This is a genomic window from Bradyrhizobium sp. i1.15.2 (genome assembly GCF_040548425.1).
GTDB lineage: Bacteria > Pseudomonadota > Alphaproteobacteria > Rhizobiales > Xanthobacteraceae > Bradyrhizobium > Bradyrhizobium canariense.
Genome location: NZ_JBEPRQ010000009.1, coordinates 1 through 13296, shown reverse-complemented (window position 1 = coordinate 13296; position 13296 = coordinate 1). Strand labels below are relative to the sequence as shown.

The 13296-nt window shown below is 64.5% G+C and carries 10 protein-coding genes; 5 read left to right on the top strand and 5 right to left on the bottom strand.

What is annotated here, in order from left to right:
* Nucleotides 1–22: 22 nt before the first annotated feature.
* Complete coding sequence (locus tag ABIB80_RS18200) at nucleotides 23–1507, bottom strand: MBOAT family O-acyltransferase (protein WP_354128118.1); 1485 nt, start codon at nucleotides 1505–1507, stop codon at nucleotides 23–25.
* On the bottom strand, nucleotides 1449–2408 hold the full coding sequence (locus ABIB80_RS18195) for an acyl-CoA desaturase (protein ID WP_311985886.1): 960 nt from the start codon (nucleotides 2406–2408) through the stop codon (nucleotides 1449–1451). The genes ABIB80_RS18200 and ABIB80_RS18195 overlap by 59 nt, the downstream gene beginning before the upstream one ends.
* Before the next feature lie 218 nt (nucleotides 2409–2626).
* On the opposite strand from ABIB80_RS18195, the gene ABIB80_RS18190 reads away from it, so the two are divergent.
* On the top strand, nucleotides 2627–3562 hold the full coding sequence (locus ABIB80_RS18190; RefSeq protein ID WP_245285997.1) for a glycerophosphodiester phosphodiesterase: 936 nt from the start codon (nucleotides 2627–2629) through the stop codon (nucleotides 3560–3562).
* 121 nt (nucleotides 3563–3683) lie between these two features.
* On the opposite strand, the gene ABIB80_RS18185 is transcribed toward ABIB80_RS18190, so the two are convergent.
* Nucleotides 3684–5963, bottom strand: a complete 2280-nt coding sequence (locus ABIB80_RS18185; RefSeq protein ID WP_007600879.1) for a spermidine synthase — start codon at nucleotides 5961–5963, stop codon at nucleotides 3684–3686.
* Between the two features lie 248 nt (nucleotides 5964–6211).
* On the opposite strand from ABIB80_RS18185, the gene ABIB80_RS18180 reads away from it, so the two are divergent.
* On the top strand, nucleotides 6212–7822 hold the full coding sequence (locus tag ABIB80_RS18180; RefSeq protein WP_007600878.1) for a phytoene desaturase family protein: 1611 nt from the start codon (nucleotides 6212–6214) through the stop codon (nucleotides 7820–7822).
* 277 nt (nucleotides 7823–8099) lie between these two features.
* Here the strand turns inward: ABIB80_RS18180 and ABIB80_RS18175 are convergent, their stop codons facing one another.
* Nucleotides 8100–8255 (bottom strand): Flp family type IVb pilin, encoded by a 156-nt coding sequence (locus ABIB80_RS18175; RefSeq protein ID WP_007600877.1) that lies wholly within the window; start codon nucleotides 8253–8255, stop codon nucleotides 8100–8102.
* 163 nt (nucleotides 8256–8418) lie between these two features.
* On the opposite strand from ABIB80_RS18175, the gene ABIB80_RS18170 reads away from it, so the two are divergent.
* Nucleotides 8419–9306, top strand: a complete 888-nt coding sequence (locus ABIB80_RS18170; RefSeq protein WP_007600876.1) for a 50S ribosomal protein L11 methyltransferase — start codon at nucleotides 8419–8421, stop codon at nucleotides 9304–9306.
* A gap of 24 nt (nucleotides 9307–9330) precedes the next feature.
* Here the strand turns inward: ABIB80_RS18170 and ABIB80_RS18165 are convergent, their stop codons facing one another.
* Entirely contained in the window at nucleotides 9331–9510 is a 180-nt protein-coding gene (locus ABIB80_RS18165) for a hypothetical protein (protein ID WP_007600875.1), read from the bottom strand.
* Between the two features lie 187 nt (nucleotides 9511–9697).
* Here ABIB80_RS18165 and ABIB80_RS18160 point away from each other — a divergent pair, with 187 nt between their 5' ends.
* Nucleotides 9698–11527 carry an aminopeptidase P family protein gene (locus tag ABIB80_RS18160; RefSeq protein WP_007600874.1) on the top strand — a complete coding sequence of 610 codons (1830 nt, stop codon included), beginning with the start codon at nucleotides 9698–9700 and terminating at the stop codon, nucleotides 11525–11527.
* 323 nt (nucleotides 11528–11850) lie between these two features.
* Nucleotides 11851–13128 carry a multidrug effflux MFS transporter gene (locus ABIB80_RS18155; protein WP_007600873.1) on the top strand — a complete coding sequence of 426 codons (1278 nt, stop codon included), beginning with the start codon at nucleotides 11851–11853 and terminating at the stop codon, nucleotides 13126–13128.
* Nucleotides 13129–13296 lie beyond the last annotated feature (168 nt).

The window sequence follows — 13296 nt, the reverse complement described above, 5'->3', positions numbered from 1 at the left end:
CCGGCCCCAGCCGGGGTCGGTCTCAGAATTTGAAGTAGACGAACTCATGGAGATCCCGACCACCCATGTGAAGCAGCAATGCGAACAGCCCAAGACCGAGCAGACCTGCGAGCCACGGATTGGGACGGCGCGTGAGCACCGCCACAATGTCCTGGCTCGCCGGCAGCAGGAAGGCGAACAGCGGCGCTGCGATCAGCGGCCACAAATGCTTTCCGCGCTCGAGCGGCAGCGGCGAAACCAATCCGGCGAAGACATGCCATGCCGCCTCCACCGATCCCGCGCGAAAAATTACGCCGGTCGCGAGCACGAACAGGACGGTCAGCGCCCAGCCGAGCCATGACGGGAAATTCGGGCCATAGCGACGCCACAACGTGCAGGCGACCAGCGCAAGCCCGTGCAGCACGCCCCACAGCACGAAGGTCCAGCTCGCGCCGTGCCAGAGGCCGCACAGCGCCATCGTGATCATCATGGCGGCGAAAAACTGTACGGGAAGCCAGTGCCGCGGCAGCAGGCGGAGATTGACGAGCGGATAGAATACGTAGTCGCGCAGGAACAGCATCAGGGTGATGTGCCAGCGCTGCCAGAAATCCTGGATATTGGTCGAGCGCAGCGGGGCGTTGAAATTGTACGGCAGCTGTACGCCGAACAGCAGGCCGAGGCCGATCGCGATGTCGGAATAGCCGGAGAAGTCGAACAGGATCTGGAAGGAGAAGCAGAAGGCAAGCCAGGCGTCGCCGCTCGGGAGCGGCCCGTTCCCTGCCTGGGTGTAGATTGGATCGAGCAGATGCGCGAGGCCGTCGGCGATCACGATTTTTTCGAACAGGCCGATCGCGATGAAGCAGGTCGCGACGCAGAACTGGCGCTGCCAGCCCGGAACGTAGATCTGCCTGCCGAACTGATGCATCACCTCCGACCAGCGCGCCAGCGGGCCGGCGATCGCCTGCGGGAAGAAGGTGATGTAGAGCGCGTAGCGGTCGAGCGCATAGAGCGGCGCCCTCCCGCGCTTCAAGTCGACCAGATACATGATGTGGTGGAAGGTGAAGAAGGAGATGCCGAGCGGCAGTCCGACATCGAGCACCGGCAACGTCGTACCCAACACCAGACCGAGATTGGCGAGAAGGAAGTTGGCGTATTTGAACAACGCCAGCACCGCGAGATCGAGCATGAGCACCAGCGTCAGCACCGCCGGCCACTTCACGCGCCCATAGGCGACCGAGGCAAGCCAGTTGATCACGATCAAGCCGATCAGGAGCAGGATGAAGGACGGGCTGCCCCAGGCATAGAAGGCGAGCGAAAGCGCGACCTGCACGCCGATGCGCAGATGCGGATAGGGATCGGCCAAGCGATAGATCAGCAGCGCCGCGGGCAGGAAGACCAGGAGGAAGGGATAGTCGTTGAACAGCATCGGTTCAGCTGCGCCATCGCCGGCGTGAGCCGGCGGATGATGCTCAGCCCGTTTCGAGGTCGGGCGCAGCGTCGCCCGGCTGCCGCAGCATGCGTCGCGCAATCTTCTCCTCGCTCGGCACCTTGACGTCCCAGGCCAATCCGAGCGCTTCCAGGGCGCGGATGAAGATGAAGCCGGGATCGAATTCGAACCAGCGCAGGCCGAAGGCCGCGGAATAGGGAAAGGCGTGGTGATTGTTGTGCCAGCCCTCGCCCCAGGCAAGCCAGGCCATCACACCGAGATTGCGGCTATTGTCGTCGCGGGTGACGAAGGGCTGCGCGCCAAAGCTGTGCATCACGGAGTTGATGGCCGACATGGTCTGCTCGACCACGAACATGCGCACCACGCCGCCCCAGAGCAAGCCGGTCAGCGCGCCCCACAGGCTCATGGTGGCGACGCCGCCGATCGCGGCCGGCAGCACCAGGCCGAGACCGACCCAAGTGTAGTAGTAGCTGTTGACGGCAACCAGCCTGCGATCCGCCATCAGATCCGGGACATAGTGCGCAACGTTGGGATAATCGTGCTCGATCATCCAGGTCAAATGCGCGTGCAGGAAGCCGCGCAGGCGGCCGAACGGGCCCTCGCCGTGCAGCCGCGGCGAATGCAGATCGCCGTCGTGATCGGACAATTCGTGGTGCCGGCGGTGCATTGCCGCCCAGGACAGCATGGGACCGCGGCCGGCCATCGATCCCATCACGACCAGGATCGCACTCATCACCGTGGAGGTCGCAAAGGCGCGGTGGGTGAAGAGCCGGTGATAGCCGACGGTGAGGCCGAGGCCGGTGACCAGCCAAAAGCCGACGAACAGGCCAAGCTCCGCCGCGCCGATCGGGCGGTAGAGCAGAAGCACCAGCGCCAGCAGCGTGCCGACGAAGGGCAAAACGTCGAAGATGATGAAATGCCGGCGCTGCATCCGGCGAAAATGCCGGCTACGAATAATTCGATGATCGCGTTGCTGCTGCACGGGCAGGATTCCAGGGCGCCGACCATGAGTACATACCCTCGCGGCGGCCGCAACCCAAGCCACCGCCCAAGGTTTCAACAGCCACGAAAGCCTATACTATGGGCCGGACATGCCCAAATGCGTTCAAATATCCCTTTCCGCTTGCCCCATGAGCCGCCATGCCGTCACGTGCTGCGACGATCTTGACCGTACTGTCACTTCTCATTGCGGGACCGGCCATGGCATTTGATTCGGCTTTCGATCTCGAGGCCCATCGCGGCGGGCGGGCACTGCTGCCGGAAAACACGCTTCCGGCGTTCGCCAACGCGCTGTCGATGGGCGTGGACACGCTGGAGCTCGACGTCGGCATCACCGCCGACGGCGAAGTCGTCGTCTCGCATGAGCGCGGGCTCAACCCTGATATCACGCGGGATGCGAGCGGCGCCTATGTCGCGGCTCCCGGCACGCCCTTCGTGAAGCTGCGGCTCGAGCAGGTCAGGAGCTACGACGTCGGCCAGATACGTCCGGACAGCCCTTACGCAAAGCAATTCCCCGACCAGCGCGCCGTGCCCGGGACCCGCATTCCGACCTTGAGCGAACTTTTCGCGCTGGTGCGCAAATCCGGCAACAATCGGGTGCGCTTCAACATCGAGACCAAGATCGATCCGAACCATCCGGACGAGACGCTCGATCCGCAAGCTTTCGTCACCAGGCTGCTCGCGCTGATCGAGGCCGAAAAATTCTCCGACCGCGTCATGATCCAGTCGTTCGACTGGCGGACCCTGCTGCTCGTCCAGCAGCGGGCATCGAAGATGCCGACGGTGTACCTGACGCTCCAGCGCGGCTCGAGCCAGACGGTGGCGCTGGACAAGGCGACCAATTGGACGGCGGGATTCAGCCCGGCCGATCACGGCGGGTCGCTGCCCCGAACCATCAAGGCTGCGGGCGGCGCGATCTGGTCGCCCTATTTCGGCGATGTGACCGCGGCGCTGATCGCCGAGGCACACGCGCTCGGGCTGCACGTCGTGGTCTGGACGGTCAACAAGCCTGAGGACATGGCGCGGATGATCGAGATCGGCGTCGACGGCATCATCTCCGACAGGCCCGATTTGTTGCGGCAAGTCGCGGGCGAGAAGGCAATTGCGTTGCCCGCGGGGACACCGGTGACGCCGTGAGGCCGAGCCGCAGGCTTTCTGCTGTAGCCCGGATGGAGCGCAGCGAAATCCGGGGCCGTTAATCACCGCGAGGCAAGAACGTCCCGGATTGCGCTGCGCTCCATCCGGCTACGAAGTGCCCCTACTCCCCGTCCCGCAAACGCCGGTACAGCGCGCCCAGAATGTTGGAGTAATCGTCGGTCCAGACCCGCACCCGGTCGTCGGCTTCGGTCTGCTCCCATGATTTCGACGATGCGAGCCTGCCGACGTCGGCATTCTCGCGGGCGGAGATGACGACGTCGGTCGAGAAGATATAGTCGCCATCGCGCCCCGAATCCTCGTTGTAGACCCAGCTCTTGAGATCGTTGGCATCGGCGATGCCGACCACGACGGTCTCGAGATCGAGGTGGCGGTTGGACACGTGCATCACCACGGCGCCGTGCGGAGCGAGCTTGTCCTTGTAGATCTTCATCGCCTCTTCGGTCGCAAGATGGATCGGGATCGCATCCGACGAATAGGCATCGACGATGATGAGATCATAGGCGCCGTCCGGCTCCTTCGCGAAGGTGAGGCGAGCATCGCCGATCACCGGCTTCAGGCCCGGCATGCAACTCGAGATATAGCGGAAATTCTTCGGATCGCTTGCCGCGTCGACCATGGACTGATCGATCTCGAAGAAGGTCCAGCTCTCGCTAGGCTCGGCGGCGCAGGCGAGCGTGCCCGATCCGACGCCGATCGCCGCGACCTTCAAGGGCGCGCCCTTGCGCTCCCGGATCGCGGTCACGGCCTGACCGATGCCGCCATCCTTGTGGTAGTAGGTGATCGGCTCGGGCCGTCCGGTGACCGGCGTGCCGTCATTGTTGAGGAAGCGCTCGGCGCCGTGGATCGTGGTGCCGTGCATCAGCACGTGGAAATAGCCGCCGGGCGTCACCACGATCTTGTGCACGCCGAAGAAGCTGCGCACCGTGGTGACGCGGCCTTCATCCGCCGGATAAACCCGGATCAACGCCAGCGCGAGCGCGACGGTGGCGAATATCTTCCAGCGGCCGGCGTTGACCGCCAGCGCCAGCAGGGCGGCGAGCACGCCAACGCCGCCGGCCACCCAGACGCGATGATCCTCGAACCAGGTCGACAGCCCGCCCGTCGTCATGGACGGCGCAACGAGCACGACGGCGAGCGCGGCAAGCGCCAGCCAGTACCATTTGATGAAGCCCGCCAGCCGCTCGTTCGCGGGCGGCCGGCACAGCGCGGCAAGCGCGACCAGGATCGGATATTCGGCGATCCAGGAGAATGTGAACGGCGCAACGAGCCCTGCGAACAGGCCGCCGACCATGCCGCCGAACGACAGCGCGACATAGAATCCGGTGAGATATTTCGCGGCCGGCCGGGTCCGCGCCAATTCGCCGTGGCAGGCCATCGCGATGACGAAGAAGCACAATTGATGGCCGCCGAGCGTCAGCAGCAGGTTCTGTTCGCCGCCGAACGCCAGCAGGAAGACGACGCCCGCGATCGCGACCGGCTGGAGCATCAGCATCCATTTGTGCGGCAGCAGCGGCCGCGACTGGAACACCACCACCCAGGTCAAGAGATACAGCGACAGCGGCAGCACCCACAGCAGGGGCGCTGCCGCAACGTCGGTCGAGATGTGCGCGGTGACGGCGATGAGCAGGCCGGACGGCACTCCGGCGAGGAATATCCAGCGCAGCCGCGTCACGAAACCGGGCGCCGGCGCATTCAAATCCTCGGTTCGCACATCGACCATGGCGAGCTTCGGCGAGCGCAACAGCAGCACGCCGCAGGCGGCGATCAGGACGATCAGAATGCCGTAACCGCCGGTCCAGAGCCGGTTCTGCGTGTGCAGCGTGAACATCGGCTCCAGCAGGAATGGATAGGACAGCAGGGCGAGGAAGCTGCCGATGTTGGAGGACGCATAGAGGAAATAGGGATCATGTCCGGCAGGATGCCCGGTGCGGACGAACCAGGCCTGCAGCAACGGATTGTTGGCGGCGAGCGCGAAGAACGGCAGTCCGATCGAGATCACGAACAGGCCAAGCAGCCAGATCGCGTAGCCCGAAGCGGGCGGATCGCCATAGGCGGACGCGATGCCGAGCGGCAGCGTGGCGAAGGCCGCGATCAGCAGCAGGAGATGCACCACCACCGGAACGATGCGATTCCTCACCTGCATCAACACATGCGCATAGGCGTAGCCCGCCAGCAGCAACGACTGGAAGAACACCATCGCCACCGACCACACCGCCGGCGAGCCGCCGAGCCGCGGCAGGACCATCTTGGTGAACAGCGGCTGCACCGAGAACAGCAACAGCGCGCTGACGAAGATCGCTGCGGTGTAGACCGTCAGCAGCAGCCGGTTGCGTGACGAGGATGACTGCTCCGTGGCGGCGGGTTGCACGATCGAATCCATGGAAGCTCCGGCATAATCCCGGCGGGTGCCGGGCGCGCGCAATGGAGCACAAGGCGCCTGAACGGGCAATAAAGGGTCTCGTGATGTTGCAGCGGGAAATGCTTGATATAAGACGGTCGTGCCGGGCGATGCGACGGGACCGCGAAGCGCGGCCGCAGCATCGAACCCGGAACCTCGAGATTCTCCGGTGCGGAGCCCGCACCACAGTTCGGGCTTCGCGAATCCCGGAATGACAGCACCAGGGGCGCATGACCGAAACCGACGTCATCATCATCGGCGCTGGCCATAACGGCCTCACCTGCGCGGCGTATCTCGCGATGGCCGGCTTGCGCGTGCGCGTGGTCGAGCGCCGCAAGGTGGTCGGCGGGGCCGCGGTCACGGAGGAATTTCATCCGGGCTTCCGCAATTCGGTCGCGGCCTACACTGTGAGCCTGCTCAATCCGCAGGTGATCCGCGACTTGAAGCTGGCCGAACAGGGCCTCAGGATCGTCGAACGGCGCGCGCAGAATTTTCTGCCCGCGGCAGACGGCAGCTATCTTCTCACCGGCGAGGGGCGGACGCAGGCGTCCGTCGCACGGCTGAGCGCGCGCGACGCAAACGCGCTCGACGGGTTTTCGCGCGAGCTGGAAGATATCGCCGACGTGCTTCGGCAGTTCGTGCTGCGCGCGCCGCCCAACCTGCTCGATGGTTTCGGCACGGCATCGATCCGCGAGGCCGTGAACGCATTCCAGAGCGCCAATATCCTGCGCGGGCTGTCGCTGGAGCAGAGCCGCAGCCTGCTCGATCTCTTCACCCGCTCGGCTGGCGAGATGCTGGACGAACGTTTCGAGCACGATCTGATCAAGGCGCTGTTCGGCTTCGATGCCATCGTCGGCAATTATGCCAGCCCTTACGCCGCGGGCTCGGCCTATGTGATGCTGCATCACGCGTTTGGCGAGGTGAACGGCAAGAAGGGCGTCTGGGGTCACGCCATCGGCGGCATGGGCGCGATCACGCAGGCCATGGCGCGCGCCGCACGCGACCGCGGCGTCGTGATCGACACCGATGCAGGCGTGCGCGAGGTCATCCTCGAGCGCGACCGCGCGGTCGGCGTAGCGCTGGAGAACGGCACGACCATCCGCGCGAGATATGTCGCATCCAACGTCAATCCGAAGCTGCTCTATACGCGGCTGGTCGCCGCCGATGCGCTTCCCCAAAACTTTCTCGACCGCATCCGGCACTGGAAGAACGGCTCCGGCACCTTCCGCATGAACGTGGCACTGGACCGCCTGCCCTCCTTCACGGCACTGCCGGGCGTCGGCGATCATCTCACCTCCGGCATCATCCTGGCTCCCAGTCTCGGCTACATGGACCGCGCCTTTCTCGATGCCCGCGCGCACGGCTGGAGCCGAGAGCCCGTCGTGGAAATGCTGATCCCCTCGACGCTCGACGATACGCTCGCGCCCGCAGGACAACATGTCGCGAGCCTGTTCTGCCAGCATGTCGCGCCGGAGCTTCCCGATGGAAAGTCGTGGGACGACCATCGCGACGAGGTCGCCGACCTCATGATCGCGACGGTGGACAAATACGCGCCGGGTTTTGCGACCAGCGTGCTCGGCCGCCAAATCCTGTCACCGCTCGATCTCGAACGGCAGTTCGGCCTGCTCGGCGGCGACATCTTCCACGGTGCGCTGACGCTGAACCAGCTGTTCTCGGCCCGGCCGATGCTGGGCCACGCCGATTATCGCGGACCCGTGAGGGGCCTCTATCACTGCGGCTCCGGCGCCCATCCCGGCGGCGGCGTCACCGGCGCGCCCGGCCACAACGCCGCGCAGGCAATCCTGAGGGATCACCGGTCGCTGTTCGGAAGTCGTGGATAAGCCCGTGGATAAGCTGTGGACAGCCTGTTGGCAGAGCTGTGAAAGGGCGCTGGGTTACGCCCCTCCAAGCTTGGTACAAATTGGTGGAAAATCCGGGGATGAACGGCGGGATAATCCGTGGACAAAGTCCGGAAAAACCAGCGGATAGCCTGTGGGCATTCTGTGCAAGCCAATTCCCAAAAACGACTTCGCCCGCCAGGGGGCAATTCCCCCGACGGGCGCGGCTCGAAAGCAGTCGTATGGAGAATTGGCCTCGCCGGGAAATGGAAGGCGGAAATTACTTCAAGGAGCTGCTAATCGAAGTGAACTTGTCGTTCAGGGTGGTGCCCAGGCCGTTCACCACGGTGATGATCGCCAGCGCGATACCGGCTGCAATCAGGCCGTACTCGATTGCGGTTGCACCTGAATCGTCGGTCCAGAACTTCAAAATCATGCGCTTCAAGTCTCGCCTCCTATTCCATTTCGAACTGTGTGGGTTGCCCAACACCCGCAAATCTACGTGGCACAACCTGAGGTCGGGTTAACCTCGTGAATGCAAGTTATGCGAAAAATCGGGAACAAAAGTTCCAAAAATTGAACCGGACGGAAACCAGAGAATGCAGCCTTCCCCCACCCATCGCGCCAGTTTTTCGATCGGCGGCGAGATCGCCGCCAGGCGCATTGTCGACGTCCTAACCGAAATGTTCTTCGAGGACGATGCGGCGGTCGCCGCCTTCGAACAGCCGAACGGACAGTGGGACGTTGCGCTGCATTTCGCGAACGCGCCGGACCGGGCTTGGCTGCGCGAACTCGTTGCAACCGCAGCAGGAAATGAGATCGCGGACACGCTGGCCTTCGACACCGTCGAAGCCAGGGACTGGGTCAAGGCGAGCCTGGAAGATCTCGTCCCGGTGCCGGCCGGACGCTTCGTCGTCCACGGCAGCCATGATCGCGACCGCGTGGCGCCGAACAAGCTCGCCGTCGAGATCGAGGCGGCTCTCGCCTTCGGCACCGGCCATCACGGTACCACGCGCGGCTGTTTACTCCTGCTTGACCATGTCCTGAAAAGCACCCGGCCCGGCCGCGTGCTCGACCTCGGCACCGGGACCGGCGTGCTGGGGATAGCGGCGGCGAAGGTGCTGCATCGCGCGGTGCTGGCCTCCGACATCGACCCGGCCTCGGTCAAGGTGGCAGCCGAGAACGCCGCGTTGAACGAGGTCGGTCACCATGTGCGAGCAATCCGCGCCACCGGCTTCGCGGCGGCTGATTTCGGCAGATGCGGCCCGTTCGACCTGGTGCTGGCCAACATCCTTGCCAATCCGTTACGGCAATTGGCGGGCCCGTTGACGCGGCACCTCGCACCTGGCGGGCGCGTCATCCTCTCCGGCCTGTTGACGCCCCAGGTCCCCGCCGTGATCGCCGCCTACCGCGCGCGCGGCCTCGTGCCTCTGAAGCACTTGCGGATCGAGGGGTGGAGCAGCCTGTTGCTGCGGAAGATGGGGTGAGTCGGGGGGCTGCCGTAGGTGCCGCTACTTTGCGGCCTTCTCGTCCCGGCGCATCGCGCGCTCGGCCTGCGAGGCGCGCCTCGCGCGGCGTTCAGCGAAACGGTCGATCATCTGGTTGATGAGGCCGCGCGGTTTCTTCGGTGCTGCCGGAGCCGGGGCGCGGCGCACCGGCGGCGTAATCTTCTCAAACGTGAACGCTGGCATCGAGTGTCCCCTCGTCGTTGAGATGAACAACTTGCTCGAATTTCCCTGTTATCCGGACGAAGCGCAACTGCCGCATCCTGTACTCCACTCAATTCGAATGGAACTGTTCAAGCACAGTCCATGCCAGATGCGACCTCAAATGCGTCTACATTGCGGACTGATCCGCATGATCCTAAAGTGATCCACCATGTTCGAAGCGCACTTCCAGACATTCGAGGAGCCCGAGGCCGGCGTCGCATTGACGGCGCGGCTGGCCGCGCTCCGTGAAGAACTCGCCCGCCGCAAGCTGACCGGTTTCGTGATTCCACGCGCCGATCAGCAGCAGAATGAGTACGTGCCGCCGTCGGAAGAGCGTTTGGCCTGGCTGACCGGTTTTACGGGCTCGGCGGGACTGGCGGTGGTGCTGACGCACGAGGCCGCATTGTTCGTCGATGGTCGCTACACGATCCAGGCGGCCAAGCAGGTCGATTCAAGGGCGTGGGCCGTGGAATCTCTGATCGATCCCCCGCCGGAAAGCTGGATATCGGCACACCTGAAGGCCGGCGACCGCCTAGGATTTGATCCGTGGCTGCACACTTTTGCGGCAGCCGAGCGTTTGTCCGCCGCCTGCGCCAAGGCCGGTGCCGAATTGGTCGCCGTCGACAGCAATCCGGTCGATGCGATCTGGCAGGACCGGCCACAGCCGCCGATTGCGCCGGTCACGGTGCACGGGATGCAACATGCCGGCGTGACTGAAGCCGAGAAGCTGACGCAGATCAGGAGCGAGATCGGCAAGCTCGGCGTCGATGCGCTGGTGCTGTCCGACAGCCATGCCGTGGCCTGGACCTTCAACATCCGCGGCGCCGACGTCGCGCATACGCCGCTGCCGCTGTCCTATGCGCTGGTGCCGAAGGACGGTCGTCCCACCATCTTCATCGATCACCGCAAGCTCTCAAATTTGACCCGCGACCATCTCGAGCAGTCCGCCGAGGTGCGCGAGCCCGATGCAATGGCGCCAACGCTGATGGCGCTCGCCAAGAGCGGTGGATCGATCGCGCTCGACAATGCGACCGCGGCCGACGCCCTCAGCCGGTTGATCACGGGTGCTGGCGGCAAGCCGGTGCGCGGCAGCGATCCGATCGCGCTGCTCAAGGCGGTCAAGAACACGACCGAGATCAAGGGCACGCAAACGGCGCACCGGCGCGACGCCGTAGCGCTGGCACGCTTCCTCGCCTTCATCGACCGCGAGGCGGCAAGCGGCAAGCTCACCGAGATCGACGCGGTCGAGGCGCTGGAGACGTTCCGCCGCGATACCGGCGCACTGAAGGATGTGTCGTTCCCGACCATATCGGGCACCGGCCCGAATGGCGCGATCGTGCACTACCGCGTCACCCGCAAGAGCAACCGGCGGATCGTACCCGGCGATCTGCTGCTGATCGATTCAGGTGCACAATACGAAGACGGCACCACCGACGTCACCCGGACCATGGCCGTGGGCGAGCCCACCGACGAGATGCGCGACCGCTTCACGCGTGTGCTGCGCGGTCACATCGCGATCGCGCGGGCGATATTTCCCGATGGCGCCACCGGCGCGCAGCTCGACACACTGGCACGGCAATATCTCTGGGCCGCCGGCGTCGATTTCGAGCATGGCACCGGCCACGGCGTCGGCAGCTATCTCTCGGTGCACGAAGGACCGGCGCGGATATCGAAGCTCGGCACCACGCCGCTGAAGCGCGGCATGATCCTGTCCAACGAGCCCGGCTACTACAAGACCGACGGTTTCGGCATCCGCATCGAGAACCTCGAACTGGTGGTCGCTGCCGACATCAAGGGCGCGGAAAAATCGATGAACGCGTTCGAGACGCTGACCCTGGCGCCGATCGACCGCCGGCTGATCGATGTCGGCATGCTGGGCAAGGACGAACTCGACTGGCTCAACGCCTACCACGCGCGCGTCAGGACCGAGGTGCGGCCGGCGCTGGACGCGACGACGAAGGCCTGGCTGGACCAGGCCACGGCGGAGTTGAAGGCGTAAGCGCGTCGTTCACGGTCTCGACGCATAGCACCACGCGATTTGCGCAATGCTCATTTCCACCCCCGCTGTCATTCCCCGCGAAGGCGGGGAATCCAGTATTCCAGAGACAGCAAACGTATGCGGAGACGCCGCGGCGTACTGGATCGCCCGGTCAAGCCGGGCGATGATACCGAGTTTTTGACGCGAGCAGCGCGCCAAATCCGTCCTCATCGCGCCGCCATTATAACCGTCCCGGAATCCGTATAGCCGCATTCCGAAACGCCGATATGCGTCTTGTGCGAGCGCGCTACAGTCCGATTCGAATTTCTGCGAGACGGACACGCATGCACGGCATGATCAGCAAGCCGCCGGAAACGGCGCAACACAACCTCGCGACCTCGCGCGTGGTTTTGCTGCTGCTCGTCGTCATGACCGGCATCGCGCCGATCTCGCTTTACATGCTGGTTCCGGCGCTGCCGGTACTGGCGACGACCTTTGGCAGCGACATCTCGGTCGCGCAGATGACAGTCTCACTGTACATGGTCGGCATCGCGCTGTCGCAACTCATCATGGGCCCGCTGTCGGACCGTTTCGGGCGACGACCGGTGCTGCTCGGAGGACTGGCGCTGATGGTAGTCGCCAGCGTCGCCTGCATCTTCGCGGAAACCCTACCGCAGCTGATCGCCGCGCGCTTCTTCCAGGCGCTGGGCGGCGCCGCCGGCATGGTGGTGAGCCGCGCCATCATCCGCGACATCTACGAGCGCGATCGCGTCGCCTCGATGATCAGCCTCGTGGTCGCGGCGCTCATGATCGGGCAGATGGTCTCCCCGCTCAGCGGCGGCCTGATCGAAACCGCGTTCGGCTGGCGCGCGATCTTCTACGCCATCACCGTCGCCGCGATCATTGTCGCCATCGGCATCGCATTCGCGCTGCCCGAGACCCGCCGAGACCGCGCCGCCGGCAGCGGCTTTCGCGGCGATGTCGGCATCCTGATCCGCAACCGCGCCTTCGTCGGCTACGTGATGTGCCAGGTGCTGGCCTCGCAGATCATCTTCACCTTCGCCGGCGGCGGCCCCTATATCGTGGTGACGCAGATGGGCAGGACCAGCGCTGAATACGGCGCGTGGTTCGCGACGACGGGTTTTGCCTATCTCGTCGGCAATCTGCTCTGCGTGCGCTTCGCGCCCAGGCACTCGTTGGAGAAGTTGATCTGGTTCGGCCTCGCGCTCCAGCTTTGCGGCAGCCTGTTGAACCTGCTGTGGAGTTTCACCGGCTGGAACGAGGCACCCGCCTGGCTGTTCGGCACGCAGATGATCGTGATGGTCGGCAATGCTTTCGTGATGGCGAACTCGGCCGCCGGCGCGATCAGCGTCCGTCCCGAGGCCGCCGGCACCGCATCAGGTGCGATGGGCTTTCTCCAGCAGGGCATCGGCGCGCTCATGTCGCAATTCGGCGCCTATCTCGGCGGCCATTCCGCGACCACGCTGCCGCTCACCGCCGCGGTGCTGGCGATCTCCCTGCTCTGCGCCTGCACGATGATCTTCGTCGTCCCCCGCCGCGAGGTCATGGTGAGCGAGACGCTGATCGAGCAGGCGGAAGAGGAAGAGAGCGGGATGATGTGAGGGATGGCACGCCGCGTCCTCCGTCATTGCGAGCGAAGCGAAGCAATCCAGACTGCGACCCGCGGAAAGATACTGATCTTCCCCCAAAAAAGTGGACATGGATCAAGCCGATTTTAGCTCCATCTCGACCGGGCTGATATAGCCGATGGCCGAGTGTCTTCGGGTCTG

Bases quoted from the DNA above. Each gene is read 5' to 3' on its own strand.
- ABIB80_RS18185 (WP_007600879.1), bottom strand. From the start codon at position 5,963: ATGGATTCGATCGTGCAACCCGCCGCCACGGAGCAGTCATCCTCGTCA.
- ABIB80_RS18190 (WP_245285997.1), top strand. From the start codon at position 2,627: ATGGCATTTGATTCGGCTTTCGATCTCGAGGCCCATCGCGGCGGGCGG.
- ABIB80_RS18160 (WP_007600874.1), top strand. From the start codon at position 9,698: ATGTTCGAAGCGCACTTCCAGACATTCGAGGAGCCCGAGGCCGGCGTC.
- ABIB80_RS18165 (WP_007600875.1), bottom strand. From the start codon at position 9,510: ATGCCAGCGTTCACGTTTGAGAAGATTACGCCGCCGGTGCGCCGCGCC.
- ABIB80_RS18180 (WP_007600878.1), top strand. From the start codon at position 6,212: ATGACCGAAACCGACGTCATCATCATCGGCGCTGGCCATAACGGCCTC.
- ABIB80_RS18175 (WP_007600877.1), bottom strand. From the start codon at position 8,255: ATGATTTTGAAGTTCTGGACCGACGATTCAGGTGCAACCGCAATCGAG.
- ABIB80_RS18170 (WP_007600876.1), top strand. From the start codon at position 8,419: ATGCAGCCTTCCCCCACCCATCGCGCCAGTTTTTCGATCGGCGGCGAG.
- ABIB80_RS18155 (WP_007600873.1), top strand. From the start codon at position 11,851: ATGCACGGCATGATCAGCAAGCCGCCGGAAACGGCGCAACACAACCTC.